Raw genomic sequence first — 26,560 nt, 5'->3', positions numbered from 1 at the left:
GTTTCGCCGCCTATGCTTGCGACAGCAGCGCCTTGAGGTCGGATTGCGGATCGGCGATGACGGCCCGGTCGGGGTTGACGCCGGTCTCCAGCATCTTCTTGCCGGTCACATAGGCCTTGGCGTCGTTGATCGCGTCGACGGCCACCAGGCGCCCCTGCCGGAAATACCAGACCGACACGCTGCCTTCGCGCTGGCCGGGCCTGACGATCGTTTCGTCATGGCCGAGCCCGAAGCCGGCGATCTGCAACTTGACGTCATACTGGTCGGACCAGAACCAGGGCTTGGGCTCGTAAGGGGCGTCGCTGCCGGCAAGGATCGCGGCGACCGCTTCGGCCTGATCGACGGCATTCTGTACCGACTCCAGCCGGATGCGCAGATCCTCGAAGGGCAGAACGGCGCAATCACCCATCGCGAAGATCGCAGGATCCAAGGTGCGGCCGTGCGCATCGACGACGATGCCATTTGCGGTTTCGAGCCCGGCATCATGCGCCAGGCGATCATTGGCGGTCACGCCGATGCCGACGATGACGACGTCGACCGGCAACGCGGAGCCGTCGGAGAGTTCCGCTGCGGTGACACGGCCATTGTCGCCTACGAGGCGGTTGAGGCCGGTGCCCTCGCGGATATCGACGCCGCGACCACGATGAATGTCGCGCACGAGGCCCGATGTCGCCGAGGAGGCTACACGCTGCAGGATGCGGTCGGCCATTTCGATGACCGTGACGTCCAGCCCGCAGGTGCGCGCGACGGCCGCCGCCTCGAGGCCGATGTAACCGCCACCGATGACGAGCGCGCGACGGCCGGGCTTCATCTCCTCGGCAAGGCGATCGGCATCCCTGAAGTCACGAACGACGAAGACACCCTCGAGATCGCCACCGACAGAGGCGGGCAGCCGGCGCGGCGTGGCGCCGGTGGCAAAGGCCAGCACCTCATAGTCGAGCGACGTGCCGTCGCTGAGCGTCACCCGCTTGCCGGCCCGGTCCAGGCCTGTCACGGTCGTTTCGAGGCGCAAGTCGACCGCGTGCTCGCCGTACCAGGCTTCCGGCCGGTAGAGCAGCCGGTCGAGGCTCATCTCACGCAGGAGATACTTTTTGGAGAGCGGCGGGCGCTGATAGGGCAGGCTTGCTTCGGAGGCGACGATGGTGATCGGCCGCTCGTCCTTCAGTGCACGCAGCTTGGCAACCAGAGCAAAGGCGGCCTGACCGCCACCGACAACAACAAGCCTTCCGGACACGCTTCCCACCTGCCTTTATTCATCTGTACAACAAGGCCTAGCCTTCCGCCCGAGCTTCGTCAACTCTGGCACAGGCCACGCCGTTTGCTATTCCTTGCGCGGCACATCCATGCCCTTTAGAGCCGCCGGGCGCGAGAGGCCGCGCTCGACCCAGGCCATCACCTTCGGGAAGCTCTTGTAATCCAGAACCTCGGCGCCGCCATAGAATCTGCGCGCGCCCTCGACCCATGGGTAGGTGGCAATGTCAGCGATCGTGTAGTCGTCGCCCATCAGCCATTGCCGCCCTTCAAGTCGGGCTTCGAGCACGCCGAGCAGCCGCTTGGCTTCGTCACGGTAGCGCTCGACGGGGTAGGAATTGTTGGCGACCTTGTCGGCGGCGAACTTGAAGAAGTGACCGAACTGCCCGAACATCGGGCCGACGCCGCCCATCTGGAACATCACCCAGGCGATCGTTTCGTAACGGCCGGCCGCGTCGGCAGGCAGCAGCTTGCCGGTCTTTTCCGCGAGATAGATGAGGATCGCGCCGGACTCGAACAGCCCGATCGGCTTTCCATCCGGGCCGTTGGGATCGATGATCGCCGGGATGCGGCCGTTGGGGTTGAGCGAGACGAACTCGGGCGACTTCTGATCGTTGGTATCGAAGGCGATGCGGTGCGGCTCGTAGGGCAGGCCCAACTCTTCGAGCGCGATCGAAACCTTCACGCCGTTCGGCGTCGGCAGCGAATAGAGCTGGATGATATCAGGGTTTTTCGCCGGCCAGCGCTTGGTGATCGGAAAGGCGGACAGATCGGCCATGAAGGTCTCCTGGAACGGAACAGCGGGAAACGGCAGGAACGCCGCGCGCAGGACTTACATAGGAGTGGAGGGCGCGCCTTTTGAGGGCCCTACTTTATTTTTGTAACCGCGGGATCGTGAGATCCCGCCCTGCCCCGTTTGCAGCATCAAAGCACGCTACGAACGGCCGCAATAATCCGTGCCACGACCGGATCGCCGTCGTGGGCGGCCTTGCGCGCCCGAACGAGGCAAGCCTCGGAACGCAGGATCACGCCGTCCGTCAGGATCTTCAGGTGGTTTGCCTTCAGCGTCGAACCGGTCGAGGTGATGTCGACGATGATGTCGGCCGAACCGGAGGCCGGCGCGCCTTCGGTGGCGCCAAGGCTCTCGACGATGCGGTAGAGCTGGATGCCGTGGCTGCCGGAGAAATGGTTCTGCGTCAGCCGCCAGTATTTGGTGGCGATCGCCAGACGGCGACCGTGGCGGGCGCGGAAATCGGCGGCAACGTCGCCGAGATCGGCCATGGTGTCGACGTCGTACCAGACCTCAGGGACTGCGACGACAACGTCGGCATGACCAAAGCCCAGACGGGCGCAGAATTCGACGCGCGCGTCGGCGTTGGCGAGACCCTCGCGCACGAGGTCTTCGCCGGTCACGCCGAAATCGATCGAGCCGTTGCCGAGTTCGCGCGAGATTTCCGACGCCGAAAGGAACGCGATCTCAACGTCGTCGGCGCCTTCGACGCGGCCGCGATAGGAGCGGTCGTTACCGACGGCAACGATCTTCAGGCCGGCGCGTTCGAAGATCGCCGAGGCGTCATCCTTCATCCGCCCCTTGGACGGCAGCGCGATGGTGATGGTCATTGAGCGCCTCCTTCAGAGGCAATCGCCTTTTCGATGCGGTCGAGCCAGAGCGAGAAGCCAACGGCCGGGATGTGCTCGCGGGCGCCGAGCAGGGTCAGCAGCCGATCGAAGCGGCCACCGCCGGCAAGAACGGCATGCGTGCCGGCAAGCTCGACCTCGAAAACAAGGCCAGTGTAGTAGTCGAGCGGGCGACCGAAGGCCGCGCGATAGCGAATGGCGCCGATGTCGGCACCGGTCTTGGTGAGTGCGGACACACGGGCATCGAAGCGGGTGAGCGCATCATCGATCTTGAGGCCGGATTTCTGCGCGAAAGCGAAGAGTGCGGCCGGCGCCTCGGCAAGCGGCACATCGAGCGCCAGGAACGCAGCGACATGGTCCAGCGTCTTGCGGTCGAGCCGCGTGTTCGCCAGCTCCATCTTTTCCTTCAGCCGGCGCGCGATGTCCTCAGGCGAGCGGCTGGCATTGGTCGAATAGCCGGTCGCTTCCATCGTTGCGGCAACATGCGCGACGAGACGCTCCTCGTCCTCGAGCAGGCCGTCCATCGACAGCCGCACCACTTCGGGACCGAAGACGCCGACGGTCCGCGGATGGGCAAGCTCGGTCAGAAGCTTCTGCAGGTGCTTCTGGTCGCCGAAAGCGTGGATCAGCCGCTTCTGCCAGCCGGCCGGCAGGCCACAGGCTCCAACGACGGCTTCAAACACGGCCTGGTCGCCAAGCGTCACGCTGAGGGACCGTCCCGGCACTCGGTTGGCGACGATGCGCATCGCGTCAGAGACGGCGCGCGCATCGGCTGCCGCCGTGTCGGTATCGCCCAGATCCTCGATGCCAGCCTGGTAGAATTCGTTGCCACCTTCGCGGCGCTGGCGGAAGACCTCGCCGAGATAGGCATAGCGCTTCGGCGTTCCGGTGACCGCCTCGATATGGCGGAGACAGACGGGAATGGTGAATTCCGGCCGCAGGCACAGGCTCTCGCCAGTCTCGCTCTCGGTCATGAAGATACGGCGGCGCAGATCCTCGCCGGCCATGGCGAGGAAAGGCTCGGCCGGCTGGATCACCGGGGTGTCGACACGCAGCGCTCCGAGGCTTTCGAAGTCGGCAAGCAGCGCATCGGCAAAGGCAGGCAGATTGATGAGGGCCATGACCGTCAGCCCCTTGCCCGATCCTCGGCCTGCGCCGTCAGCATCTCGCGCACCTTTTCGACCAGTTCGGCCGTCGGCACGGAAACCTGGGCCACGCGCGCCTCGCGCCAGGCCGCATTGTCCTCGATCTCACCGGACAGGCGCTTGCCCTCGATCAGATCCTTGATCTGCACGACACCGGCGGCGCGCTCGTCGCCGCCCTGGATGATGGCAAGCGGCGAGCCACGGCGGTCGGCATATTTCAGCTGGTCGCCAAAGTTCTTCTTGTTGCCCTGGTACATTTCGGCGCGGATGCCGGCATGGCGCAGCTGCTGCACGAAGCGCTGATAGTGGCCCATCGCCTCGAGGTCGCGGTCCATGACGCAGACGACGACCGGCGCGATGACGTCCGAAGCACCGAGCTTGCCGAGGTTTTTCAGCGCCGTCATCAGACGCGAAACGCCGATCGAGAAACCGGTCGCCGGCACCGGCTGGCCCATGAAACGCGACACGAGACCGTCGTAGCGACCACCACCGCCGACCGAACCGAAGACGACCTTTTCGCCCTTCTCGTTGGTGACGGCAAACTGCAGCTCGGCTTCGAAGACCGGGCCGGTGTAATATTCGAGACCACGCACGACCGAGGGGTCGATCTTGATGCGGTCGGCCTCGTAGCCGGCGCTGACGACCAGGCTGCGGATCGTGTTGAGTTCCTGGACGCCCTCGCCACCCTTGGCGGTGCCTGAAACGAGCGCCGCCAGTTCGTCGGCGCTTTCGGCATAATTCTGGATACCGACGAAGAACAGGACCTTGTCGATCTGCTCGGCATTGAGGCCAGCACCCTTGGTGAAGTCGCCGCTCTCATCCTTGCGGCCTTCGCCGAGCAGGAGCCTGACACCTTCGGGGCCGAACTTGTCGAGCTTGTCGATGGCGCGAAGAACCGTAAGCCGCGCATTCACCTTGTCGTCGCCGCCAAGGCCGATCGCTTCCATCACGCCGTCGAGTACCTTGCGGTTGTTGACGCGGATCACGTAGTCGCCGCGCGCAATGCCGAGCGCTTCCATGGTGTCGGCCATCATCATGCACATTTCGGCATCCGCCTGGACGCCGGCGGCACCGACGGTGTCGGCGTCGAACTGCATGAACTGGCGGAAGCGGCCGGGACCGGGCTTCTCGTTGCGGAAGACATAGCCGGCGCGGTAGGTGCGGAACGGCAGCTGGATTTCGTTGAAATTCTCGGCGACGTGACGGGCGAGCGGCGCCGTCAGGTCGTAGCGCAGCGACAGCCATTGGTCGTCGTCGTCCGTCAGCGAGAAGACGCCCTCGTTCGGCCGGTCGCTGTCGGGCAGGAACTTGCCGAGTGCATCGGTGTATTCGAACAACGGCGTTTCGACCGGATCGAAACCATAATGCTCGTAGACCGCCCGGATCTTGCCGATCATTTCGTCGGTCGCGCGGATATCGGCAGCGGAGCGATCGACGAAGCCGCGCGGAAGACGCGCCTTGAGCTTCTGCGGTTTCTTCTGTTTCTCGGTCATGGGAGCATTCCGGACTGTCACGTGTTGGCTGCTTTCCCTATCGGATCAGTTAAGGTGCGGCAAGGGTTTGGACGGCGCAAAGCGTTCGCCCGGACCATACGCCGGCGCTTTGCGCCCAAGCCAGGTACGGGTCGGCTTCGCATATCGGGATCGACACGCACCATCGCGACGCGCCGGGGAGGACTTGACCTCAACCACAAGGCGCATTAGACAGCATGCAATCACTAAAAGTTTATCGCCCGACCGATCGACAACGTTCCGGCTGCACCGGTGATCGGCTATCTTCGCGGCCAAGGGCCGAGTACCCACAAACGACTTCTCGCTGCAATGACTGCATCGGGGAAACACTTCAATGGCAAACAACGCATCGAAGCGCCTTGCGGCAATGGCGGTCTCCGGCACGAGACATCACGTCCGCGCGACGAGAGGAAGGGCATCATGTTGAGGTTCATGACACCTGGCTCGGGAGCCATCCAACCCGGGCATCTCGGGGCGCACTTGGCCTGGATGGACCACCTCGATGAACGCGACTATTTCGTCGAGACATGGCGCTGCGATCTGGCCAGCGGCGTCTTTCACCTCGGCCAGCGAACCGCCGCTCTGCTCGGCGCTTCCACCCGCTCCTGCGGCATCGTCGACCTGGTGCGCGCCTATGGCGGCCGGGATCGCGCGACCGTGCTCAACATCCTCGAGCAGGCAACCGCGTCGCCGTCCTCGTTCTGCTTCACGGCGCTCGTGCACTCGCCAAGCCTGAAGGCGGCACAGCTCTTCTGCGTCGGCCGATCGTCGCTCGACGCGTCCACCGGCGAAAACATGCTGCAGGGCGTTTTCGCCTTTCCGCGTGAGCGCGCGTCGCTCGACGCCTGAACGGGCGGATTGAAACCGCAGACACGCCTTCCCTAGATTGATGGAGCGCCAAGGGGACCGGCTACGGCAGGTTTCCCGGTGCGAGATATCAGACAAGGAAGGAAACACCATGTCGCTGAAACCGCTGATCGCCGCACTCGCGCTTTCCGCCTGCCTCGGCTTACCCGCGATGGCCGAAGACACCGGGCACGGCAGCATGCACCATGGCGCAGCCGAAGCCGCAAAGCCGAAAGGCGATGGCTCGCCTTCAAGCAAGGCCTTCGCCGAAGCCAATGCCCGCATGCACAAGGACATGGACATCACCTACACCGGCAATGCGGACATCGACTTCGTGCGCGGCATGATCGCCCACCATCAAGGTGCGATCGACATGGCGAAGGTGGAGCTCGAATACGGCAAGGACGAAACGCTGCGCAAGCTCGCCGAAGAGGTCATCAAGGCGCAGGAAGGCGAGATCAGGACGATGAAGGCGTGGCTTGCCGAGAACGGCGGCTAATCCAACACCGCTGCTGGCGAATGTCCGTCCCAACGCAGGCGACGGGTGCCGGTATCAGGCGCCCCGGGCCCGGGGCCTAGCAAGCTTGCCGCGCAGCTCCTCGACGACCGTCCGGCAATGGCAGCCTTCGATGTGGTCGTTGACGAGGCCCATGGCCTGCATGAAAGCGTAGATCGTCGTCGGGCCGACGAAGGTCCAGCCGCGCTTCTTCAGATCCTTGGAGATGCGGGTCGAGGTCGGGGTCGTCGGATTGGCGACGATCACCTCATAGGTCACCACCTGCGGCCGCTCGGCCGCCTGCGGCTCGAACGACCAGAAATAAGCGGCCAACGACCCGAACTCCTGCCTCAGCTCCTGGGCGCGGCGCGCATTGTTGATGGTCGAGACGATCTTGCCTCGGTGACGCACGATGCCGGTATCGGCAAGGCAACGCTCGATTTCCGCGTCGCCGAAGGTTGCGACCGCGTCGAAATCGAAACCTGCAAAGGCGGCGCGAAACGCCTCGCGCTTGCGGAGGATCGTCAGCCATGACAGGCCAGACTGGAAACCTTCCAGACAGATTTTCTCGAACAGCCGCCGGTCGTCGGTGACCGGGCGCCCCCATTCCTCGTCATGGTAGCGACGATAATCGTCAAGATTGCCCTGCCAGGCGCAGCGCAGAAATCCGTCCTCACCGATCACAATGCCCTTGGCCGTCATCGCCCTCTATGCTCCATCCTGCTCATTTTTATGCCTTTACCATTTGCAAACCAGATTCCTAAAGCTGCGGATAACCCTACCCAAAGCTTTATCGGCGCCTTCGCCTTTTAACGAGGCACCGTTTACCATTCGGTCGCCCTCCAAATGACACGATCGCCCCCATTGCCAAGGCGCAACCCGTCCGTTCGAGCATTCCGCTCTCGGGCAGACTGCGCCCCCTTCAGTGATTTTCGGCGAAAGGTAGCGAGTCCGTCCGATGTTGAAAAAGTCTCTTCTTATAGCCGCCTCTCTTCTGACACTGGTGGCCGGCCCGGCCGCAGCACAGGACCGGTATCAGAACAGGCCGCCTGTCGTCGTCAGCCCCGATCTTACCGCCCCCTGGGTGATGCAGCTCGGCGGGCAGCAGCCCCGGGCGCGGCAGGTGATCTACCGGCAGCAGATTCCGCAGGCCACCCGAAAACAATACTATCAGCAGGGACAGGCCGCGCAGCCTCAGGTCAAGCGCCGCGTCGTCAATCCGCTGCTTCAGCCGGCCAACGCCACTCGCGCCCAGCGGCCGGTGAAATCGAAATTCGACCCGCAGTACCTGCCGCAGACGGTTGCCTATGAGAGCAAGGAAAAGCCAGGCACGATCGTCATCGATACCAACAACCGCTTCCTCTATCTGGTGACGGGCAACGGTGAGGCACGGCGCTACGGCGTCGGTGTCGGCAAGCCGGGCTTTGAATGGGCCGGCGCCCACAAGGTCACCCGCAAGGCGGAATGGCCGAGCTGGACGCCGCCGCAGGAAATGATCAGCCGCGAAGCCGCCAAGGGCCACTACCTGCCGGCGCGCATGGATGGCGGTCCGGAAAACCCGCTCGGCGCGCGCGCCATGTATCTCGGCTCGACGCTCTACCGCATCCACGGCACCAACGCGCCCTGGACGATCGGCTATGCCGTCTCTTCCGGCTGCATCCGCATGCGTAACGAAGACGTCGTCGACCTTTACGAGCGCGTGAAAGTCGGCACGAAGGTTATCGTCATTTAATTGCAGCACAGCATAGAATATTCCCCTCTCCTCACCCGTGTTGCTGTTGCCGATGCGTGATATTCAGGCAACAGCAGCATAAGGACAGGCAAGTTTTGTGATCACGTTTGATCTACCGGATGTATCGCGCGCTTGAACTTCGATGCATTTTGCATAGCCTGCCTGCAACGAGGGTTTAGAGGGAATCGTAAATGAAGCGTCATGCCAGCAAAGTGGTCGCAATCGCGATTGCGACCAGCACTATTCTTGTGGCCGCCAGCGCCTCGGCTTTCACGCCGGCGCCCGTAGCGAGCCCCAAGGTCAAGTCGTCAGACGTTGTACTCGTGGCCACTCCGAAGAAGCCGGCAAAACAATACTGGCGCACCAAGGTTCGCTTCCGCACCGATGAAGCCCCCGGCACCATCATCGTCGATACCAACAACAAGTTTCTCTATTACATCGACGGCCCGAACCGCGCGACGCGCTATGGCATCGGCGTCGGCCGTGACGGCTTCGGCTGGTCGGGTGTGGTGAAGGTTGGCCGCAAAGCCGAATGGCCGACCTGGACGCCGCCGGCGGAAATGCGCCGCCGTGAAGCCGCCAAGGGCCGCATTCTGCCGATCACCCAGGAGGGCGGCATCGACAACCCGCTCGGCGCCCGCGCCATGTATCTCTACAAGGGCGGCCGCGACACGATCTTCCGTATCCACGGCACCAACCAGCCCTGGACCATCGGCCAGAACATGTCGTCCGGCTGCATCCGCATGATGAACGAGGACGTGGAACATCTCTACGACCGCGCCGACGTCGGCACGAAGGTCATCGTCATCGGCCCCGGCAGCAAGGCCGGCGACACTTATTTCGACGATCGCGGCGTCGATATCTTCCGCCAGATCTTCGGCGGCTGAGAACGCCGAAACGTCCGCCCAACAAGAAAGGCCGGCTCCCGAAAGGTACCGGCTTTTTTCTTTGTCTCAGAGCCCTTGAGGCTTCGCCCCGCCATAGGCCCAGTCGAGCAATTCGACCGTATGCAGGATGGGGATTTTCGTGCCGCTGGCGATCTGGGTGATGCAGCCGATGTTGCCGGTGGCAATCGCGTCCGGCTTCGTCGCCTCGATATTCTTGACCTTGCGCGCCTTCAGCGTCGCCGAGATTTCCGGCTGCAGGATGTTGTAGGTGCCGGCCGAGCCGCAACAGAGATGGCCCTCGGCCGGATCGCGCACGGCGAACCCGGCGCGCTTCAGAAGCTGCTTCGGCGCAAGCGTGATCTTCTGCCCGTGCTGCATCGAGCAGGCGGAATGATAGGCGAGCGTCATGCCGCGCGCCTCCTGTTCCGGCAGGTCGAGGGTCGCCAGATATTCAGTGATGTCTTTCGCCAGTGCCGAGACACGCGCCGCCTTCTCCGCATAGGCAGGATCGAGCCGCAGCATGTGGCCGTAGTCCTTGATCGTCGTTCCACAGCCCGAAGCGGTGATGACGATGGCATCGAGCCCGCCCTCGTCGGCGACCTTGAGCCAGGCATCGACATTGCGGCGCGCGGCGTCGAGCGCCTGGTTTTCCCGGCCCATGTGATGCACCAGCGCGCCGCAGCAACCTTCGCCGGCCGAAACGACCACCTCGATGCCGAACCGCGTCAGCAGCCTGATCGTCGCCTCGTTGATCTCCGGTTTCAGCACCGGCTGGGCGCAGCCGGACAGAAGCGCCACGCGGCCGACACGCTTGTCCTTGGGCGCATGAACGCCGGGCGTCGCCGATGCCGAGGGCTCCCGCACGGCCGCCGGCGCGAGGTCGAGCATCACCCCGAAGGTCTTCAGGAAGGCGACGCGCTTCATCAGGCCGGCGAGCGGCCGGGCGAGGCCGGCTGCCTTCAGCGACAGCCGGAAGCGCTGGGGATAGGGAAGTACCGCCGCGAGCACGGAACGCGCCAGCCGATCCTTGAACGGGCGGCGATAGGTGTTTTCGATATGCACGCGCGCATGGTCGACGAGATGCATGTAGTCGACGCCCGAGGGACAGGTGGTGGTGCAGGCGAGGCAAGACAGACAGCGGTCGATGTGGGTGACCGTTTCCTTGTCGGCCGCCCGGCCGTTTTCAAGCATGTCCTTGATGAGATAGATGCGCCCACGCGGGCTATCGAGCTCGTCGCCGAGCGTCACATAGGTCGGACAGGTCGCGGTGCAGAAGCCGCAATGCACGCACTTGCGCAGAATGGCCTCGGATTCGGCCACGTGCGGATCGGCGAGCTGCGCGGCGGTAAAATTGGTCTGCAAGTGCGAACTCCACTCTTCGTCCTGCTGAACCGGGCGCTTGGCGCCGCGGTCGATTGCAACATTCTGTTTTCAGCTTCCGTCGACTTGGCCGGTCTCCGGTTGCATGCCGGCCTAGACCATCCAGCCCTCGGGATTGGTGATCGGCTCCTCGCGCGCGGCTCTTTGCAGGCCGACGACGCAGCGCACGACGATCCAGACGGCGGTGGCGATGAAGCCGAGGATGCCGACGAGCACCACTGTCAGCAACAACGAGATCAACAGGAACAGCAGCGATATCCAGAAGGTCCGGATTGCCCAGACATAGTGCGTCTGGACCCAGGGCGCGCCTTTGCCGCGGTTGAGATAGGCCATGACGACGCCGATGATCGGCGTGATGCCCACCGCAAACCCGACGAGATAGAGGACATAGATCACCTGGACATTGATCTTGCCCGGCTCCAGCCAGCGATCGGTCTCCCGGGAGAACGGTGTCTGCGGACCATTATCGCTCATTGCTTGTCCCTCCTGCTCCCTCTCGCGGACGCTTAGGAAATTGCTGCCATACGGCCGGGATTGAAGATGCGGTGCGGGTCGAACTTCGCGCGCATGCGCTCGCTCAACTGTGCCACGGGCAAGGGCTGCGGTTCAAACGATGGAATGGCCTGGCGGTAACTATCATCGGCCCTGACGAGGGTCGCGTGGCCGCCACCGAGAACCTTGATGTAGCGGCGCACCAGTTCCGCTTCCGGATCGGCCTCCATGCGCAACCACACGAGACCGCCCTGCCAGTCGTAGAAGGCGTCGACGCCCGTCTGCAGCCGCAGGGCAGCCACCAGCTGATGGCCGAGCGACGGGGCGACGGACACGCGCCAGAGCGGCCTCCTGGTACCGTCGGCATAGGGTTTGACGTCGCGGATCTCGACCCAGAGCTTTGCTGTCTGCGATGCATCGAGCCGCGTCACTGCGCCGAAGCGACCAACCGCCTTCGTCAGCTTTTCGGCCCTGATGGCAACGGATGCCTCCAGCCCTTCGAGCCTGAGCACGGTGGCCGCACCATCCGGAAGGCTGCCCTCCAGGAACCGTCCGCGCACGCTCTCCGGCAGGTGCGCCGCGCCGGAAACCTCTGTCGTCTGTGCCATCGCCTCGGCCATGACCGCCGCGGCCTCCGCATCGTTCAGCCCGGAGACGACGATGGTCTGCGACGCCGGCGGCAGCGGCAGGACGCGGAAGGTGACTTCGGTGAGGATGCCGAGCGTGCCGTGCGAGCCGGCCAGAAGTTTGACCAGATCGAGGCCGGTGACGTTTTTCATCACCCGGCCGCCGGCCTTGATCGCCTCACCCTCGCCGTTGACGAAGCGAATGCCGAGCAGGCTGTCGCGGGCCGCACCGGCGACATAGCGCCTGGGGCCGGACACGTTGGCAGCAAAGACCCCACCGATCGTCGGCTCCCCCGAGGAGGCAAAGATCGGCCGGTGATCCATCGGTTCGAAGGCGAGCATCTGCCGGTTTTCGGCGAGCGCCTCGTTAATCTCGCGCAACGGCGTTCCGGCAAGCGCGGTGATCGTCATTTCGGCCGGGTTGTAGCTGACGATACCCGAAAGGCGGCGGGTCGACAGCACCCGGTCGGCGCGCACGGGATTGCCGAGGCCGGAGCGCGTGTTGCCGCCGATCACCGCGAGCGACGCCTTGTCCGCCGCCATGGCGCGAACGACGGTCGCAATCCCCTCTTCACTGGCCGGTTCGAAATGCACGATCATGCGGCAGGACGCCCTTTAAGCGGGAAGACCTTGGACGGGTTCAGGATCCATTGCGGATCGAAGGCGGCGCGCGCCGCCATCTGCTGGTCGAGGTCAATCTGGTTGTACTGGTGCAGCATGAGATCCCGTTTTTCGATGCCGACGCCGTGTTCGCCCGTCAGGCAGCCGCCCGCATCGACGCAAAGCTTCAGGATATCGTTACCGGCGGCTTCGGCGCGTGCGGCATCCTCCGGATCGTTGATGTTGTAGAGGATCAGCGGATGCATGTTGCCGTCGCCGGCGTGGAAGACATTGGCGACGCGCAGGCCGTAGCTCGCGACGATTTCACCGGTGCGGGCAAGCACATGCGACAGCTGGCTGAGCGGCACGGTGCCATCCATGCAGATATAGTCGGCGATGCGGCCTGTGGCGCCGAAGGCGGATTTCCGCCCCTTCCAGATCGCCGCCGCTTCCATGGCCGACTGGCATTCCTTGATGGTCGCAACCCCGTGGCGGCGCGCGACCGCGACGATGCTGGCGAGCATCGCATCCATCTCCTGTTCGGAGCCTTCGACCTCGACGATCAGAAGCGCCTCGACATCGAGCGGGTAGCCGGCATGGGCGAAGGCTTCGCAGATCTCGATCGCCGGCTTGTCCATGAACTCGATCGCGACCGGGATGATGCCGGAACCGATGACGTCGGCGACGCAGGCGCCGGCCGCTTCTGAAGACGAGAAACCGAAGAGCACCGGGCGGGCTCCCTCCGGCTTGGCGATCAGCCGCACCGTCGCCTCGGTGACAATGCCGAGCTGGCCTTCCGAACCGCAGACGAGGCCGAGCAGATCGTAACCCGCCGCATCCAGCGCCTTGCCGCCGAGCTCGACGACGGTGCCGTCGAACAGCACCATCTTCACGCCGAGTAGGTTGTTGGTGGTGACGCCGTATTTCAGGCAATGGGCGCCGCCGGAATTCATGCCGATGTTGCCGCCGATCGTGCAGGCAAGCTGCGAGCTCGGGTCAGGCGCGTAAAAAAAGCCGTCGGCGGAAACGGCCTCGGAGATGTTGAGGTTGGTAACGCCCGCCTGGACGGTGGCGGTGCGGTTGAAAAGGTCGATGTCGAGAATGCGCGACATTTTCGAGAGACCGATGACGACCGCATCCTCCTGCGGGATGGCGCCGCCCGAAAGCGAGGTGCCGGCGCCGCGCGGCACGACCGAAACGCCGTAGCGGCTGCAATATTTCAGGAGCGCGGCCACCTGTTCGGTGGTTTCCGGCAAGGCGACCGCCAGCGGCATGCGGCGATAGGCGATGAAGGCATCGGTCTCGAACGGCTTCAGTCCGCGCTCGTCGCTGATCAGACAGCCCTCGGGCAAGAGGTCCGAGAGATCTGCGACAATCTCGCGGCGCCGGGCGATAACCTCTGGTTTCGGCTGCAGAAAACCGATTGTCTCCGCCATCAGCTCCTCCCGCCGCGTATCGATTGGTTCATTTTCTTTACCACTAGGACAGAGGCCTCGCAAATGCTATTGAGCTTTTCCGTTTTGGAAACAATGGCAACGATTGATGACGAATTTAGGCGATCTTGAGATTTTTGCACGGGTCGTTTCCACCGGCAGTATGTCGGCAGCGGGGCGGGCGCTGGGGTTTTCCCCAGCTGTGATCTCCAAGCGCATCAAGAGACTCGAAGACCGGCTCGGCACACGCCTGCTGCAGCGCACGACACGCCAGATTTCGCTGACCGAAGCCGGCCAGGGGTTTTACGACCGGGTGCTCGGCATCCTGACCGGCATCGAGGAGGCGGAAGCCTACGCCTCGGGCCGCTCGTCGCATGCGCTCGGGGTGCTGCGGATATCGGCGCCCACTTCCTTCGGCCGCATGCACATCGCGCCGCATCTGACGACGTTCATGAAGGACCATCCGGACCTGAAGCTGCATATCGTGCTGACGGACGAATTCACCGACATCGTCGCGGAAGGCTTCGACATGGCGGTTCGGATCGGCGAGCTGGTGGATTCGTCGCTGGTCGCCCGCAAGCTTGCCCCCGTGCGCCGCCTGCTCTGCGCCTCGCCGGACTACATCGCCCGCAACGGCGCACCGAAAGAGATCGGCGACCTCGCCAGCCACCTCTGCCTGCCGGCGCACAACAACGACAACTGGAAACTCGAAGGGCCCGAGGGCGCGCTGGTCTGGCACCCGGAAGGGCCGCTCGTCACCAACTCCTCGGAGATCGTGCGCGCCGCCGTCATCGCCGGCGCCGGCATCGCGCTACGCTCCACCTGGGATATCGGCCCGGAATTGCGCAGCGGCCAGCTGGTGCAAGTGCTGCCGCAATGGGAAGGCTCGAAGCAGCTGACGCTCTCGGCGGTCTACCCAAGCCGGCAGTTCCTGCCGGCCAAGGTACGGCTGTTCATCGACTATCTCGCCGAACTCTACGGGCCGATCCCCTACTGGGAGCAGTAGGCGGATCGAGATCCGCGCTCAGAATTACTTGTGCTCACCTTCCTCGTGGTGGCGGCGAATGCGGCGCACGATCAGCCAGACCCCGGCAACGGCGAAGGGCACGGCAAGCCCTGTCAGCAGACCGGGATCGATCGGCAGCTCGTGGCTGACCGCCTTGGCGAGATAGCCGAACAGCCCGACGACGTAATAGGAGATGGCGGCGACCGACAGGCCCTCAACGGTCTGCTGCAAGCGCAGCTGCAGTCTGGCGCGCCGGTCCATCGAGTTCAAAAGCGCGCTGTTCTGGCGCTCAAGCTCGACATCGACCCAGCTTCGCAGCAGCGCTGTTGCGCGGGCGAGCTTGCGCGATAGGTTCGCCTGCCGTTCCTCGACCGACTGACAGGTGCGCATGGCCGGCGCCAGGCGTCGTTCGAGGAAGGTGCCGATGGTCTCGTAGCCCGGCACCGGCGTTTCCGCGAGCGTGCGGATGCGTTCCTGGACGATGCCGTAATAGGCGCGGCTGGCGCCGAAACGGTAAAGGCTGAGTGCGGCCCCGGCCTCGAGATCGGCCGCAAGCCGGGTGATCTCGGCCAGCATGTCGTCGGCCTCCTCGCGCACGTTTTCCTTCATGCGCTGGGTCACTGCCGTCAGCCCGTCCTCCGTCCGGCGGATTTCCGGCGACAGCGACTGCGCAAGCGGCAGGCCCATCATCGCCAGGGTCCGGTAGGTCTCGATATCGAGCAGACGCTGGACGAGTGCGCCGGTGCCGGCTTCCGTCATGCCGCAATCGATCACCAGGATCTGCGTCAGGCCATCACCGTTCTGGCGGAAGTCGGTAACGATCACCGCCTGGCCGTTCTTGGTCTCGCTGTAACAGAGGCTGGTTGGGTCGAAGAGGCCGATGGCTTCGCGGGTCTCGGGCGTATCCGGCCGGATCTCCAGGCGGATGCCCGAAATCAGCGAGCCTGGCGGCGAAAAGCCGTCGCCGAACGGATGGATCGGCACCTCGCCGCCGAACTGCTCCGGCGCCGGCGCATCCCAGAAATAGGTCGAAAACTCGGTGTGACGCTCCCAACGCAACGTGCCCTGCCCCCAGGGCATGGCGTGATGGTTGGCGTCGCGCCCGGGCGGCGCGATACCACGGGCGCGCGTCAGCTCCGACAACACCGCATGATCAACGATCGAGCCGCCATCCGTCAGAAAGGCGAGCTGAAAGATCACCCTTGGCGTGGTCACCAGCGCGTAGGGGCGCGAATGAACCTCGCCCAAGGCGACGGCGCGCATCGGCGCCACTGGAAATGCAAAACTACCCTTTGCCATGAAGCGCCTTGTCCCCCTCACGCGTTCATCACAACTTCCTTATCAACGGAAAGAGCAAAAGAACAAAGGACGCATTGCCGCAGTTTGACTTTTGTCAGTCGCATCCCACCGGACGCAGCCAAGTGGACAATCAAATTGACCACTTTGCGCGACGTGCCTAGATTGCGGCGCTGACAGGAGGAGCGCCGAGCATCGACGCTCTTCCGCCGCCCTTGCCGCATTGCAAACCGACCATTCGCGATTTCGGGCGAAACCCGGCCGAAATCCTCGTGGTCTGGAGACCAGACGTGACCGAAGACCAGATCGACCTTTTCGCCCGTATCAGCCACAGCCGCACGGCGGACGAGGTCGTGCAGCAGATCGAGCTTCTGATCCTCGAGGGCGTGTTGCGAGACGGCGACCGCTTGCCCGGCGAGCGGGAACTCTCCAAGCGCTTCGACGTCTCACGGCCGATCCTGCGCGAGGCGCTGAAGGAACTCGAAGGACGCGGCCTCGTTGAAAGCCGCCACGGCGGCGGCACCTTCGTCGCCGACGTCGTCGGGCAGATCTTTTCCAGGCCGCTGATCGATCTCATCGCGCGCCATCACAAGGCGACCCAGGACTACCTCGAATACCGGCGCGAGCTCGAGGGCCTGACCGCGGAACTGGCGGCGACCCGCGCGACCGATTACGACCGTGACATCCTGACACGGATCATCGAGCGTATGCGCAAGGCGCACGCCGCCGGCGATTTCGATGCCGAACTCGAAGCCGACATCGAACTGCATCAGGCGATCGGCGAAAGCGCCCACAACATCATTCTCCTGCATACGTTGCGCGCCTGCTACCGGCTGCTGCAGCAGGGCATATTCTTCCATCGCAATTCGGTCTTCGATGCGCCGGGCGCGCGCGACCGGCTTCTCGTCCAGCACGAAGCGATCTACGAGGCGATCATGGCAAGGGATCCGGCGAAGGCGAAAGCCGCCTCGCAGAGCCATATTGACTTCGTCGCCGCCGCCACCCGCGAGGCGGAACGCACCGGAGAATGGAACCGCATCGCCCGGCTGCGCATGCAGCAGCGCGACCGCGCGAACTGACGGCTCGGCCCGGCGCGCCACCCCTCGGCTCCACCTCCGCAGCAGCCTCACCCGGTTGCAATCGATCACACTTGCGATCTCGAACCGTTCCAATCCGCAACCAATCGTGATCGGAAGACAACGTATGGCTGTCAGTCGGTTTGTAAACTTGCCGCGAAAACACCATATCCTGTCGTATCCGGACCACAGTTCTGCGGAAAGCAAGCCGCATATCCGGCTGCCGAATGGCCGCGACATTTACACGCTGCAGGACGCTGCCATACTGGCCGATAAAGCAACTGAGATCACTGATTCGCCGAGAGGAGCACAGACGACCTTGAACTTCTTGAACAGGCTCGCATCCGATGTCCAATTGATGCTGCGTCGACCGGCGCGCATGCAGTACGCCGCGCTCTGCTACCGGATCCGCAAGAAGACCAAGGCCCTCGAAATTCTCCTGATCACCAGCCGCGATACGGGCCGCTGGGTCATCCCCAAGGGATGGCCGATGCAGGGCAAGCGCGCCCACGAAGTGGCCGAACGCGAAGCCTACGAGGAGGCCGGCGTCAAGGGGCATGTGCAGAAGGCGACTGCCGGCTATTACCTTTACCAGAAGCGCATGGATCACGGCCTGAAGATTTCGGTCAAGGTGCAGGTCCACGCGCTGGAAGTCGACGACCTCTGCAAGCACTTTCCCGAGGAAGGGCGCCGGCAGCTCGAATGGGTCGACTACAGGGAAGCGGCCTCACGGGTTGCCGAACCGTCGTTGAAAGATCTCATCCTCGCCTTCGGCGAGCGCATGGAGAGCGCGCCAACGCCGATGCCGAAGGCCGTGAACGGCTAATCTCTCCGTCGGTCCCCCGAGGACATTCAAAGCCTCCCGACGCGGGTTCCCGGCCTGCGCCACACGGATGTCCATCAAATCCACTTGAATGCGTGTCGCAGTGGCCTTAGTGGCCGTTGTGACAATGGAGTTTCCGGCAGTGGCCAAGCCGCGCACGCGCCTCGCAAAACAGACGATCGATAAAGACCTCGACAAGTTCAGCCTTGCCGAAGAAGCCTCGCAGCATGTCAAGCGCAGCCTGGCGGCGCCCGCGCTCGCCGGGCTGTTCCTGCTGTTGAGCATGGCCTTTGCCGCGAGCTTCGTGACGAGTTCAGCAACCGCGCCGATCATCATCGCGGCTGCCGCCATCGCCGGCTACATGGCCATGAACATCGGCGCCAACGACGTGACCAACAACGTCGGTGCGGCCGTCGGCGCCAAGGCGATGTCGATGGCAACCGCACTCACCATCGCCGCGATCTTCGAAATCGCCGGGGCTCTGCTTGCCGGGCGGCAGGTTTCGCTGACGATCGAGGCCGGCATCGTCTACGGCGAAGACGTGCTCGGCGCGCAGACGATCGTCTGGATCATGATGGCGGCCCTCGCCTCCTCGGCGGCGTGGATCAACATCGCCACCTATTCCGGAGCGCCGGTTTCAACCACGCACTCGGTCATCGGCGGCATCGTCGGTGCCGGCATCGCGGCCGCCGGCTTCTCCAGCGTGCAATGGTGGTCGCTCGCCGGCATCACGCTCAGCTGGTCGGTCTCGCCGCTACTCGGCGGCGCGATCGCCGCCGCTTTCCTCGCCTTCCTAAAGGAATTCATCATCTACCGCGAGGACAAGATCGCCGCGGCCAGGCGATGGATGCCGGTCATCCTCGGCGTGACCGCCGGCTGCTTCACGGCCTATCTCGCGGTGATCGCCCTGGTTCAGGTGGCCGCGATCAGCATGCCCGTGGGCCTTGCGGCCGGCGTCGTGGCGGGTTTCGCGGTCTATCTGCAGGCGAAGCCCTGGATCGTCAGGCAATCGGAAGGGCTCGACAACCGCAACCAGTCGCTCCGCCGGCTCTTCCGCCTTCCATTGATCGTGGCTGCGGCGCTGCTCTCCTTCGCCCACGGCGCCAACGACGTTTCCAACGCGATCGGGCCACTGTCCGCGATCGTGTCGGCGCTCGATGGCGTGATCACGACGGACAAAGCGCCTGCCCCCTTATGGGAACTGGCGATCGGCGCGCTCGGCATTTCGATCGGTCTTTTGCTCTACGGCCCGAAGCTCATCCGTGTCGTCGGCCAGGAAATCACCAAGCTCAACCCGATGCGTGCCTTCTGCGTCGCGCTCGCCACCGCCGTCACCGTGCTTCTGGCATCGGCGCTCGGCCTGCCAATCAGCTCGACCCACACGGCCGTCGGTGCCGTTTTCGGCGTCGGCTTCTTCCGCGAATGGTACATCCGCAATTCCAAGCGTCGCCTGGAATATGTCCGGCAGAAAACGGGACAGGCCGACTTCATGGAATCGGCCGAAACGAACTTCGCCGAAGTCCGGCGCCGGCGCCTCGTGCGCCGCTCGCATTTCCTCACCATTATCGGCGCCTGGGTCATCACCGTCCCGGCATCGGCGGCCCTATCGGCCGTGCTTTATTTCATCCTCTCCGGCATTTTCACCTGAAGGTCCTCTCGATGCGCGCCAATTTTCGCATGCAGCGACTGTTCGTCGAACACTCCTTGAGCGCCGGCTCGGCGCACGAGGCGACCAAGGAGCAGTTCAACTACCTGGTGAACGTGCTGCGGTACGAAGAGGGTGCCTCGATCCTGGTCTTCAACGGGCGCGACGGCGAGTGGCGGGCCGAGCTTTCCTTCGCAGCCAAGAAGCGGCTGGTGCTCACCCCCGTCGAGCAGACGCGCCCGCAGCCTAAGCCTTGCGACCTCGTCTACCTCTTTGCTCCGCTCAAGGTCGGGCGGCTCGACTATCTCGTACAGAAGGCTGTCGAAATGGGCGCCGGCACCTTGCAGCCGGTCATGACGCAGCACGTGCAGGGCAAGCTCGGCAACATCGAGCGCGTTCGCGCCAATGTCATCGAAGCCGCCGAGCAATGCGGCGTGCTCGGCATTCCCGATGTCTTAGAGCCGCGCCGGCTCGAAGACCTGCTCGCCACCTGGCCGGGCGACCGGCGCATCATCTTCTGCGACGAAGGCAGCGACAGCCAGAACCCGCTGCCGATCCTTTCCGGCATCAAGGAAGAGAAGCTCGCACTGCTGATCGGCCCGGAAGGCGGTTTCTCGGAAGCCGAGCGCACGCTGTTGCACAGCCTCGATTTCGTCACCGCCATTCCGCTTGGGCCACGCATCCTCAGGGCCGACACGGCAGCGGTCGCCGCCATGGCGGTCATCCAGGCCACTGTCGGCGACTGGCGATAGCCGGTCGCTGCCAAGCAAATCGGACGCCGCTCGCTCCCCTAGAAGAAGGCGATCACTGCGACAAGGCAGAGTTGGGTCAACAAACCCCATTTCCGCGGTGCTTGCTCCAGAGCAAGCAAATGTCCTAGTTTTTTTGATGAGATCTTGAAAGAAATTGACTTGCACCGCACCTGATAACGGTTCAAGCAGCCTCCATCATCTCCCGCTAACCTGCGGGAGCCGCCCAAACAAAAGAAGACGCTCATGGCCCGAGATACCACCGACCAGACGCCGGTAACCTCTGTCGCTGACCTGACCGCCTACCTGGCAGAAGGTTCGAAACCGGAGGAGCGGTTCCGGATCGGCACGGAGCACGAAAAGTTCGCCTTCTTTAAGGCGGACAACAGCCCCGTTCCCTATTTCGGCGAGGCCAGCATTCAGGCGCTTCTGAACGGCATGGCGGCGAAAAGCGGCTGGGAACCGATCATCGACGAAGGCAACATCATCGGCCTTGCCGAGCAATCGGGCAACGGCGCGATCTCGCTGGAACCGGGTGGACAGTTCGAGCTTTCCGGCGCGCCGCTCGAAAACCTGCACCAGACCTGCAAGGAATCGAACCAGCATCTGGCGGTCCTGCGCGAAGTCGCCGAGCCGCTCGGCATCCGTTTCCTCGGCATCGGCGGCAGCCCCAAGTGGACCTTCGAAGAAACGCCGCGCATGCCGAAATCGCGCTACGGCATCATGAGCCGCTACATGCCCAAGGTCGGCACCAAGGGCCTCGACATGATGTACCGCACCTGTACGATCCAGGTGAACCTCGACTTTTCCTCGGAAGAGGATATGCGCCGCAAGATGCAGGTGTCCCTGAAGCTGCAGCCGCTCTCGACGGCGCTGTTTGCCAGCTCGCCCTTTACCGACGGCAAGCCGAACGGTCTGCTCTCCTGGCGCGGCGACATCTGGCGCGACACCGACAACCAGCGCGCCGGCCTGCTGCCGTCCGCCTTCCGCCCGGATTTCGGCTTTGCCGACTACGTGGAGTGGGCGCTGGACGTGCCGATGTACTTCGTCGTGCGCGACGGCCACTACCACGATTGCACCCACATTACCTTCCGCCAGTTCATGGGCGGCGCGCTCAAGGGCGAGGTCGCCGACTGGCAGCCGAACATGGGCGACTGGACCAACCATCTGTCGACGCTGTTCCCCGACGTGCGCCTGAAGCGCTTCCTCGAAATGCGCGGCGCCGATGGCGGCCCGTGGCGGCGGATCTGCGCGCTACCGGCCTTCTGGGTCGGCCTGCTCTACGACGGCGAAGCACTCGACGCGGCCGAGGCACTGACACGTGACTGGACGTTCGAAGAGGTGAGCGCCATGCGCAACGCCGTTCCTGCGCAGGCGCTTGCCGCCAAGTTCCGCAGCGGCAGCCTCTACGACATCGCGCGCGAGGTCATCGCCATTTCGCGTGGCGGCCTGAAGCGCCGCAACCGGCTGAACGGCGACGGTATCGACGAAAGCCAGTTCCTGGCGCCGCTCGACGAGGTGCTGGCCAAGAAGGCGACGCTCGCGGAAGACCTTTTGGCGCTCTACAATGGTCGCTGGAACGGCTCCGTCGATCCGGTCTTCGCCGAATACCAGTACTAAGGCCCACACGGGCGCGCGACGCCTGTCGCGCCCCCTCAAAAAGCGGTTCCCAGGCCCCGATTTCCCGTTATAGTGCAAGGATATGCGTCGCTTAGAGCGCCGCGCGTCCATAAAGGGGAACTGGGATGGCACCGCTTTTCGACATGTTCGCGCAGGCGCAGAACGGCAAGGCCATCGAGCTGATGGCGCAACAGTTCGGCATCGCCCAGGAGCAGATGACGAAGGCGACGGCGGCACTGCTGCCGGCCTTCTCCGCCGCCTTCAAGCGCAACACCGCCAACCCCTATGACTTCGGCGCCCTGCTGACCGCGCTTGGCAGCGGCAACTACGCCAAATACTTCGAAGACATGAGCCAGGCCTTTACGCCGCAGGGCATGGCCGACGGCAACGGCGTTCTCGGGCAACTGTTCGGCTCGAAGGAAATGTCGCGCGCGATCGCCGCGCAGGCGGCCCAGGTCACCGGTGTCAGCCAGGAAATCTACAAGCAGATGCTGCCGGTGATGGCCGATACGCTGATGGGCGGGCTGTTCAAGCAGACGACCGGCCAGTTTGCCGCCGCAAGCGATGCCTTTGCCAACAATCCGATGGCAACCGCGATGCGGCAATGGATGGAAGCGGCCGGTTTCGCCAAGAAGCCGGAACCGCAGCCGAACCCGTTCGACAATCCCTTCACCCAGGCGATGCAGGGCTTCTTCGGCATGGCTCCGAAGAAGGAAGAGAAGCCGAAGACAGCTGACGTCTTTGCCGACAACCCCTTCGTCAAGGCGTTTCAGGACATGATGCAGGCGGGTGCCGCCGGCGGGCAGAAGCCGGCACCCGACAACCCGGCGCTGGCCCAATTCTCCCAGGTGATGAACAGCATGTTCGACACCGGGCTGGAGATGCAGAAGGAATACCAGAAGAACGTCGAGGCGCTGTTCGACCTCTACAAGACCGGCCCCGGCACAAAGGGCTGAGGCCACCCCTCCCCGACGAAAGACACCATCGGACGCAGCGATCGCCTGCACGTGCGGGCGTCAGCGCGCTGTCTCGAATAGCTTCGGAAAGAAAAAGGCCCGGTACATGTCTTGGTCATGCACCGGGCCAAGCGGCAGGGTCTATTGGCTCTACCCTGCGGGGAACGTTTGGGCACGCGACCCTTGAGGTCAGCAGCGCCGAAACTCTGAAATTCGCAGCATGACCCGCGGCGGCGGCAGGCTTTCGCGGATCATGCTCGACTGGCACATCTCAAGCGGCGGGATGCGCCATTGGGGGACGTTCAGTCGTGGCGGGCCCCTTTGTAGAAGAGGCTCGCCCGGTTTCGCGACGCGCGGGTCAGGTAGCTGGCCGGATTGTCGAAGAAGGGCGAGGTGATCGCCTCGCGCACATCTTCGCGTTTCAGCCCCATGTCGAGGAGCTGACGGTCATCCAGGTCCTTCAGACGGCCGATCGCATAGCGGTTTCGGAGTTGCTGCCATACGGACGCGAGCATGCCTGTCACGCCGACGGCGCGGGAGGCATAGGACTGCTTTCCGGCAACGAGGTCGAGATCGAGGGCGTGCTGTGTCGTGCGCATGACAATTTCTCCTTTCAGGCACGAAGAGGCCCATCCCCTGCGGGGAGGTCGAACGCAGGGGCGGGCCGAAGAGTTTGGGATTCGCCGGCGAAATTGCCGGCCGGGATCGATGAATTTGCTTCCGATAGATCGCAAATCCTTATTGATCAGTCCAACGAATGTTTTTAATGATATTCATCAAACAATCTTATGGATGCATCACGGCCATGTCCGCACCCCTTGATATCGATCAGCTCCAGACCTTTGTCGCGATCGCCGATACGGGCAGCTTCACCAAGGCGGCCGACCGGGTCTTCAAGACTCAATCCGCCGTTTCCATGCAGATGCGCCGCCTGGAAGAGCGTATCGGCAAGGCGCTGTTCATGAAGGACGGCCGCGGCAACAGGCTGACGGTCGAAGGCGACCGGCTGCTCAATTTCGCACGCCGGATGATCCGCCTCAACAACGAAGCGATCGCCTCCTTCGACGACAATCGCCTCGAAGGCACGCTCCGGATCGGCACGCCCGACGACTATGCCGACCGCTACATGCCCGAGATCATCATGCGGTTTGCCAAGACGCATCCGAATGTCGAGCTCTACATCGTCTGCGAGCCCTCCGTGGACCTCGCCGAAAAGATGGCCAAGGGCGACCTCGACATCGCGCTCGTCACCCACAATCCGCGCGCCCGCGCCTCCGACGTCGTCAGGACCGAGCCGCTCTGCTGGGTGAGCTCGATCAACCACCCGCTGCCCGAGAACGCGCCGATCCCGCTAGCTGTCGGCCGGCGCGACTGTCTGTGGCGCCAGGCCGCCTGCGCCGCGCTCGACGCGACAGGCCGGGAATACCAGATCCTGTTCACCAGCTGGTCGTCGACGGTCGTCGCCGCCGCGGTGCTTGCCGGCATGGCCGTCTCCGTCCTGCCGGAATCGGCACTGCGCCCAGGCATGAAGGTGCTGACGCTTGCCGACGGCTTCCCGGCGCTCGCGCCGGTCCAGATCGGCATCATGAAGCGGCCGGGCCTGTCGCCCTCGCTTTCGAACGCAATCAGCAACCACATCACCGCCTGCCTCGACAACATCACGCCGATCAGCGCCAATGACGATCTCGAAGCCGATATCAAGGGCTTCCCGCGTTATCCGCGTCTCCGTCAGAGCCATATGCTGCCGGGCTGGTAAGAGCGGAACGCAGAGACAGGAAAGGCCACGCACCAAGCCGATGCGTGGCCTTTTTTATCCGGAGATCGGCACGCGGCCGACCTCGCCACCGGTTTATTCGGCTGCCGTGCCGACAGCGTCGGCTTCGTAGCCATAAGCCGCGTGAAGCGCCGCGCGCACGCCGGCTTCATAGTCCGGATGGGCGCGCTTGAAATGCGCAAGCTGGCGCTCGACGATCAGGCCCGGCACGCCGCGCATCGCCGCGGCGATGTTGGAGAACAGGCGTGCTTTCTGGCCGGCATCGAACAGGTTGAACAGCGCGCGCGGCTGGCTGTAGTCGTCGTTGCCTTCGCGGTGGTCAAAGCGAGCCATGTCGCCGCTGATGCGCAGCGGTGGCTCCATCGCGGAGGGCTGCTCGACTGGACCGTTGAACGAGTTCGGCTCGTAGTAGGCGTTGGAATTGCCGGTCTGGATGCCGCCGAACGTGTTCATCTGGCCATCGCGGTGATAGTGATGCACCGGGCATTTCGGCCTGTTGACCGGAATGTGCTCGTAGTGCGTGCCGAGCCGGTAGCGGTGGGCGTCGGCATAGGAGAACAGCCGCGCCTGCAGCATCTTGTCCGGCGAGAAGCCGATGCCGGGCACGATGTTGGACGGCGAGAAGGCGGCGTTCTCGACCTCGGCAAAATAGTTCTCCGGATTGCGGTTGAGCTCCAGCACGCCGACCTCGATCGGTGGATAGTCCGCATGCGGCCAGACCTTGGTGACGTCGAAGGGATTGTAGGGGGTCTTTTCCGCCTCAAGCTCCGGCATGACCTGAACCTGAAGCGTCCAGCGCGGATAATTGCCCTCCTCGATCGCGCCATAGAGCGCTTCCTGGTAGCTTTCGCGCGTGCGGCCGATCACGTCCGCCGCCTCGGCATTGGTGTAGTGCTTGTGGCCGTGCTGGGTCTTGAAGTGGAACTTGACCCAATAGCGCTCGCCGGCATCGTTCCAGAGCGAGAAGGTGTGCGAGCCGTAGCCGTTCATGTGCAGCGGCGAGACCGGACATCCGCGGTCGGACATCAGGATCGTGACCTGGTGCAGGCTTTCCGGCGACAAGGACCAGAAGTCCCACATGGCGGTCGCCGAGCGCAGGTTGGTCTTCGGATGGCGCTTCTGGGTGTGGATGAAGTCCGGGAACTTGTAGGCATCGCGGACGAAGAAGATCGGCGTGTTGTTGCCGACGAGGTCCCAATTGCCCTCGGGCGTATAGAATTTCAGCGCGAAGCCGCGCACGTCGCGTTCGGCATCGGCGGCGCCAAGCTCACCGGCGACAGTGGAGAAGCGCGCCAGCATCGGCGTCTCGGCGCCCGGCTGCAGAACCTTAGCCTTGGTGTATTTCGAGATGTCGCCGGTGATCTTCAGCGTGCCATAGGCGCCCCAACCCTTGGCATGCACGGCGCGCTCGGGGATGCGCTCGCGGTTTTGATGCGACAGCTTCTCGATAAGCTGATAGTCCTGCATCATGACGCCGCCGCGCGGGCCGGCCGTCAGCGAATTCTGGTTGTCCGGCACCGGGGCTCCGGCACTCGTCGTCAATATGGGTCGATCAGACATCGCGTCCTCCTGTCAAAG

Annotated in this window: 25 protein-coding genes; 12 read left to right on the top strand and 13 right to left on the bottom strand. The window is 63.8% G+C overall.

What is annotated here, in order from left to right:
* Positions 1-10: 10 nt before the first annotated feature.
* The 5 genes from L981_RS16645 to hisS all read right to left on the bottom strand — a co-directional run bounded on the left by L981_RS16645 (position 11) and on the right by hisS (position 5,527).
* Positions 11-1,234: an NAD(P)/FAD-dependent oxidoreductase gene (locus L981_RS16645; RefSeq protein WP_043618428.1), complete on the bottom strand. Its 1,224-nt coding sequence runs from the start codon at positions 1,232-1,234 to the stop codon at positions 11-13.
* An 87-nt stretch (positions 1,235-1,321) separates the two neighbouring features.
* Positions 1,322-2,029 carry a glutathione binding-like protein gene (locus L981_RS16640; protein WP_043618366.1) on the bottom strand — a complete coding sequence of 236 codons (708 nt, stop codon included), beginning with the start codon at positions 2,027-2,029 and terminating at the stop codon, positions 1,322-1,324.
* A gap of 146 nt (positions 2,030-2,175) precedes the next feature.
* On the bottom strand, positions 2,176-2,871 hold the full coding sequence (hisG, locus tag L981_RS16635) for an ATP phosphoribosyltransferase (protein WP_043618363.1): 696 nt from the start codon (positions 2,869-2,871) through the stop codon (positions 2,176-2,178).
* Positions 2,868-4,010 carry an ATP phosphoribosyltransferase regulatory subunit gene (locus L981_RS16630; protein WP_043618360.1) on the bottom strand — a complete coding sequence of 381 codons (1,143 nt, stop codon included), beginning with the start codon at positions 4,008-4,010 and terminating at the stop codon, positions 2,868-2,870. Before L981_RS16630 ends, hisG begins: the two co-directional genes overlap by 4 nt.
* A 5-nt stretch (positions 4,011-4,015) precedes the next feature.
* Positions 4,016-5,527 (bottom strand): histidine--tRNA ligase, encoded by a 1,512-nt coding sequence (gene hisS / locus L981_RS16625; protein ID WP_043618357.1) that lies wholly within the window; start codon positions 5,525-5,527, stop codon positions 4,016-4,018.
* A gap of 438 nt (positions 5,528-5,965) precedes the next feature.
* Here hisS and L981_RS16620 point away from each other — a divergent pair, with 438 nt between their 5' ends.
* The gene (locus tag L981_RS16620) at positions 5,966-6,394 is read left to right on the top strand and encodes a hypothetical protein (RefSeq protein ID WP_043618355.1); all 429 of its coding nucleotides are present in this window, start codon (positions 5,966-5,968) and stop codon (positions 6,392-6,394) included.
* A 109-nt stretch (positions 6,395-6,503) separates the two neighbouring features.
* Positions 6,504-6,890 (top strand): DUF305 domain-containing protein, encoded by a 387-nt coding sequence (locus tag L981_RS16615; protein WP_043618352.1) that lies wholly within the window; start codon positions 6,504-6,506, stop codon positions 6,888-6,890.
* A 54-nt stretch (positions 6,891-6,944) separates the two neighbouring features.
* On the opposite strand, the gene L981_RS16610 is transcribed toward L981_RS16615, so the two are convergent.
* The gene (locus L981_RS16610) at positions 6,945-7,589 is read right to left on the bottom strand and encodes a DNA-3-methyladenine glycosylase I (RefSeq protein ID WP_043618349.1); all 645 of its coding nucleotides are present in this window, start codon (positions 7,587-7,589) and stop codon (positions 6,945-6,947) included.
* Between the two features lie 256 nt (positions 7,590-7,845).
* On the opposite strand from L981_RS16610, the gene L981_RS16605 reads away from it, so the two are divergent.
* Both L981_RS16605 and L981_RS16600 read left to right on the top strand, forming a co-directional pair.
* Positions 7,846-8,619 carry a L,D-transpeptidase gene (locus L981_RS16605; RefSeq protein WP_043618346.1) on the top strand — a complete coding sequence of 258 codons (774 nt, stop codon included), beginning with the start codon at positions 7,846-7,848 and terminating at the stop codon, positions 8,617-8,619.
* A gap of 191 nt (positions 8,620-8,810) precedes the next feature.
* Positions 8,811-9,506, top strand: a complete 696-nt coding sequence (locus tag L981_RS16600) for a L,D-transpeptidase (RefSeq protein WP_043618343.1) — start codon at positions 8,811-8,813, stop codon at positions 9,504-9,506.
* A gap of 66 nt (positions 9,507-9,572) precedes the next feature.
* Here L981_RS16600 and glcF read toward each other — a convergent pair whose 3' ends face one another.
* From glcF to L981_RS16580, 4 genes are all read right to left on the bottom strand, one after another.
* Positions 9,573-10,868 carry a glycolate oxidase subunit GlcF gene (gene glcF / locus L981_RS16595; RefSeq protein ID WP_043618340.1) on the bottom strand — a complete coding sequence of 432 codons (1,296 nt, stop codon included), beginning with the start codon at positions 10,866-10,868 and terminating at the stop codon, positions 9,573-9,575.
* A 111-nt stretch (positions 10,869-10,979) separates the two neighbouring features.
* Positions 10,980-11,360, bottom strand: coding sequence for a membrane protein (locus L981_RS16590; RefSeq protein ID WP_043618337.1), 381 nt, complete (start codon positions 11,358-11,360; stop codon positions 10,980-10,982).
* Positions 11,361-11,392: 32 nt separating this feature from the next.
* Positions 11,393-12,604 carry a glycolate oxidase subunit GlcE gene (gene glcE / locus L981_RS16585; protein ID WP_043618334.1) on the bottom strand — a complete coding sequence of 404 codons (1,212 nt, stop codon included), beginning with the start codon at positions 12,602-12,604 and terminating at the stop codon, positions 11,393-11,395.
* Positions 12,601-14,040, bottom strand: coding sequence for an FAD-linked oxidase C-terminal domain-containing protein (locus L981_RS16580; RefSeq protein WP_043618331.1), 1,440 nt, complete (start codon positions 14,038-14,040; stop codon positions 12,601-12,603). The genes glcE and L981_RS16580 overlap by 4 nt, the downstream gene beginning before the upstream one ends.
* Before the next feature lie 106 nt (positions 14,041-14,146).
* Between L981_RS16580 and L981_RS16575 the strand changes: the two genes are divergently transcribed.
* Positions 14,147-15,043: a LysR family transcriptional regulator gene (locus tag L981_RS16575; protein ID WP_043618328.1), complete on the top strand. Its 897-nt coding sequence runs from the start codon at positions 14,147-14,149 to the stop codon at positions 15,041-15,043.
* A 24-nt stretch (positions 15,044-15,067) separates the two neighbouring features.
* Here the strand turns inward: L981_RS16575 and L981_RS16570 are convergent, their stop codons facing one another.
* Positions 15,068-16,342 (bottom strand): DUF3422 family protein, encoded by a 1,275-nt coding sequence (locus L981_RS16570; protein WP_043618325.1) that lies wholly within the window; start codon positions 16,340-16,342, stop codon positions 15,068-15,070.
* A 287-nt stretch (positions 16,343-16,629) separates the two neighbouring features.
* Between L981_RS16570 and L981_RS16565 the strand changes: the two genes are divergently transcribed.
* From L981_RS16565 to L981_RS16540, 6 genes are all read left to right on the top strand, one after another.
* Entirely contained in the window at positions 16,630-17,418 is a 789-nt protein-coding gene (locus L981_RS16565) for a FadR/GntR family transcriptional regulator (protein WP_082006058.1), read from the top strand.
* A gap of 316 nt (positions 17,419-17,734) precedes the next feature.
* Positions 17,735-18,241 carry an NUDIX hydrolase gene (locus tag L981_RS16560; RefSeq protein WP_043618423.1) on the top strand — a complete coding sequence of 169 codons (507 nt, stop codon included), beginning with the start codon at positions 17,735-17,737 and terminating at the stop codon, positions 18,239-18,241.
* 139 nt (positions 18,242-18,380) lie between these two features.
* Complete coding sequence (locus L981_RS16555) at positions 18,381-19,886, top strand: inorganic phosphate transporter (protein WP_043618420.1); 1,506 nt, start codon at positions 18,381-18,383, stop codon at positions 19,884-19,886.
* A gap of 11 nt (positions 19,887-19,897) precedes the next feature.
* The gene (locus L981_RS16550) at positions 19,898-20,635 is read left to right on the top strand and encodes a 16S rRNA (uracil(1498)-N(3))-methyltransferase (RefSeq protein ID WP_043618322.1); all 738 of its coding nucleotides are present in this window, start codon (positions 19,898-19,900) and stop codon (positions 20,633-20,635) included.
* A gap of 243 nt (positions 20,636-20,878) precedes the next feature.
* Entirely contained in the window at positions 20,879-22,252 is a 1,374-nt protein-coding gene (locus L981_RS16545) for a glutamate--cysteine ligase (RefSeq protein ID WP_043618318.1), read from the top strand.
* A gap of 125 nt (positions 22,253-22,377) precedes the next feature.
* Positions 22,378-23,208: a DUF937 domain-containing protein gene (locus tag L981_RS16540; RefSeq protein WP_043618315.1), complete on the top strand. Its 831-nt coding sequence runs from the start codon at positions 22,378-22,380 to the stop codon at positions 23,206-23,208.
* Positions 23,209-23,510: 302 nt separating this feature from the next.
* On the opposite strand, the gene L981_RS16535 is transcribed toward L981_RS16540, so the two are convergent.
* Positions 23,511-23,807 (bottom strand): DUF1127 domain-containing protein, encoded by a 297-nt coding sequence (locus L981_RS16535; RefSeq protein ID WP_043618311.1) that lies wholly within the window; start codon positions 23,805-23,807, stop codon positions 23,511-23,513.
* A 206-nt stretch (positions 23,808-24,013) separates the two neighbouring features.
* Between L981_RS16535 and L981_RS16530 the strand changes: the two genes are divergently transcribed.
* A complete protein-coding gene (locus L981_RS16530; protein WP_043618309.1) occupies positions 24,014-24,964 on the top strand; it encodes a LysR substrate-binding domain-containing protein in 951 nt (316 codons plus the stop codon).
* A 93-nt stretch (positions 24,965-25,057) separates the two neighbouring features.
* Here L981_RS16530 and katA read toward each other — a convergent pair whose 3' ends face one another.
* A complete protein-coding gene (gene katA / locus L981_RS16525; protein WP_043618306.1) occupies positions 25,058-26,542 on the bottom strand; it encodes a catalase KatA in 1,485 nt (494 codons plus the stop codon).
* Between the last annotated feature and the right edge of the window lie 18 nt (positions 26,543-26,560).

This window comes from Ensifer sp. ZNC0028, assembly GCF_000799055.1.
Classification (GTDB): Bacteria; Pseudomonadota; Alphaproteobacteria; order Rhizobiales; family Rhizobiaceae; genus Ensifer.
Note: the sequence above shows the minus strand (reverse complement) of the source record. Positions and strands in the feature narration are given on the sequence as shown.

What these genes read in the sequence shown, in the direction of transcription:
- L981_RS16550 (WP_043618322.1), top strand. Translation starts at nt 19,898, where the DNA reads ATGCGCGCCAATTTTCGCATGCAGCGACTGTTCGTCGAACACTCCTTG.
- L981_RS16615 (WP_043618352.1), top strand. Translation starts at nt 6,504, where the DNA reads ATGTCGCTGAAACCGCTGATCGCCGCACTCGCGCTTTCCGCCTGCCTC.
- L981_RS16575 (WP_043618328.1), top strand. Translation starts at nt 14,147, where the DNA reads ATGACGAATTTAGGCGATCTTGAGATTTTTGCACGGGTCGTTTCCACC.
- L981_RS16580 (WP_043618331.1), bottom strand. Translation starts at nt 14,040, where the DNA reads ATGGCGGAGACAATCGGTTTTCTGCAGCCGAAACCAGAGGTTATCGCC.
- glcE (WP_043618334.1), bottom strand. Translation starts at nt 12,604, where the DNA reads ATGATCGTGCATTTCGAACCGGCCAGTGAAGAGGGGATTGCGACCGTC.
- L981_RS16605 (WP_043618346.1), top strand. Translation starts at nt 7,846, where the DNA reads ATGTTGAAAAAGTCTCTTCTTATAGCCGCCTCTCTTCTGACACTGGTG.
- L981_RS16600 (WP_043618343.1), top strand. Translation starts at nt 8,811, where the DNA reads ATGAAGCGTCATGCCAGCAAAGTGGTCGCAATCGCGATTGCGACCAGC.
- katA (WP_043618306.1), bottom strand. Translation starts at nt 26,542, where the DNA reads ATGTCTGATCGACCCATATTGACGACGAGTGCCGGAGCCCCGGTGCCG.
- hisS (WP_043618357.1), bottom strand. Translation starts at nt 5,527, where the DNA reads ATGACCGAGAAACAGAAGAAACCGCAGAAGCTCAAGGCGCGTCTTCCG.
- L981_RS16535 (WP_043618311.1), bottom strand. Translation starts at nt 23,807, where the DNA reads ATGCGCACGACACAGCACGCCCTCGATCTCGACCTCGTTGCCGGAAAG.
- hisG (WP_043618363.1), bottom strand. Translation starts at nt 2,871, where the DNA reads ATGACCATCACCATCGCGCTGCCGTCCAAGGGGCGGATGAAGGATGAC.
- L981_RS16545 (WP_043618318.1), top strand. Translation starts at nt 20,879, where the DNA reads ATGGCCCGAGATACCACCGACCAGACGCCGGTAACCTCTGTCGCTGAC.
- L981_RS16590 (WP_043618337.1), bottom strand. Translation starts at nt 11,360, where the DNA reads ATGAGCGATAATGGTCCGCAGACACCGTTCTCCCGGGAGACCGATCGC.
- L981_RS16640 (WP_043618366.1), bottom strand. Translation starts at nt 2,029, where the DNA reads ATGGCCGATCTGTCCGCCTTTCCGATCACCAAGCGCTGGCCGGCGAAA.
- L981_RS16540 (WP_043618315.1), top strand. Translation starts at nt 22,378, where the DNA reads ATGGCACCGCTTTTCGACATGTTCGCGCAGGCGCAGAACGGCAAGGCC.
- L981_RS16620 (WP_043618355.1), top strand. Translation starts at nt 5,966, where the DNA reads ATGTTGAGGTTCATGACACCTGGCTCGGGAGCCATCCAACCCGGGCAT.
- L981_RS16530 (WP_043618309.1), top strand. Translation starts at nt 24,014, where the DNA reads ATGTCCGCACCCCTTGATATCGATCAGCTCCAGACCTTTGTCGCGATC.
- L981_RS16630 (WP_043618360.1), bottom strand. Translation starts at nt 4,010, where the DNA reads ATGGCCCTCATCAATCTGCCTGCCTTTGCCGATGCGCTGCTTGCCGAC.
- L981_RS16570 (WP_043618325.1), bottom strand. Translation starts at nt 16,342, where the DNA reads ATGGCAAAGGGTAGTTTTGCATTTCCAGTGGCGCCGATGCGCGCCGTC.
- L981_RS16610 (WP_043618349.1), bottom strand. Translation starts at nt 7,589, where the DNA reads ATGACGGCCAAGGGCATTGTGATCGGTGAGGACGGATTTCTGCGCTGC.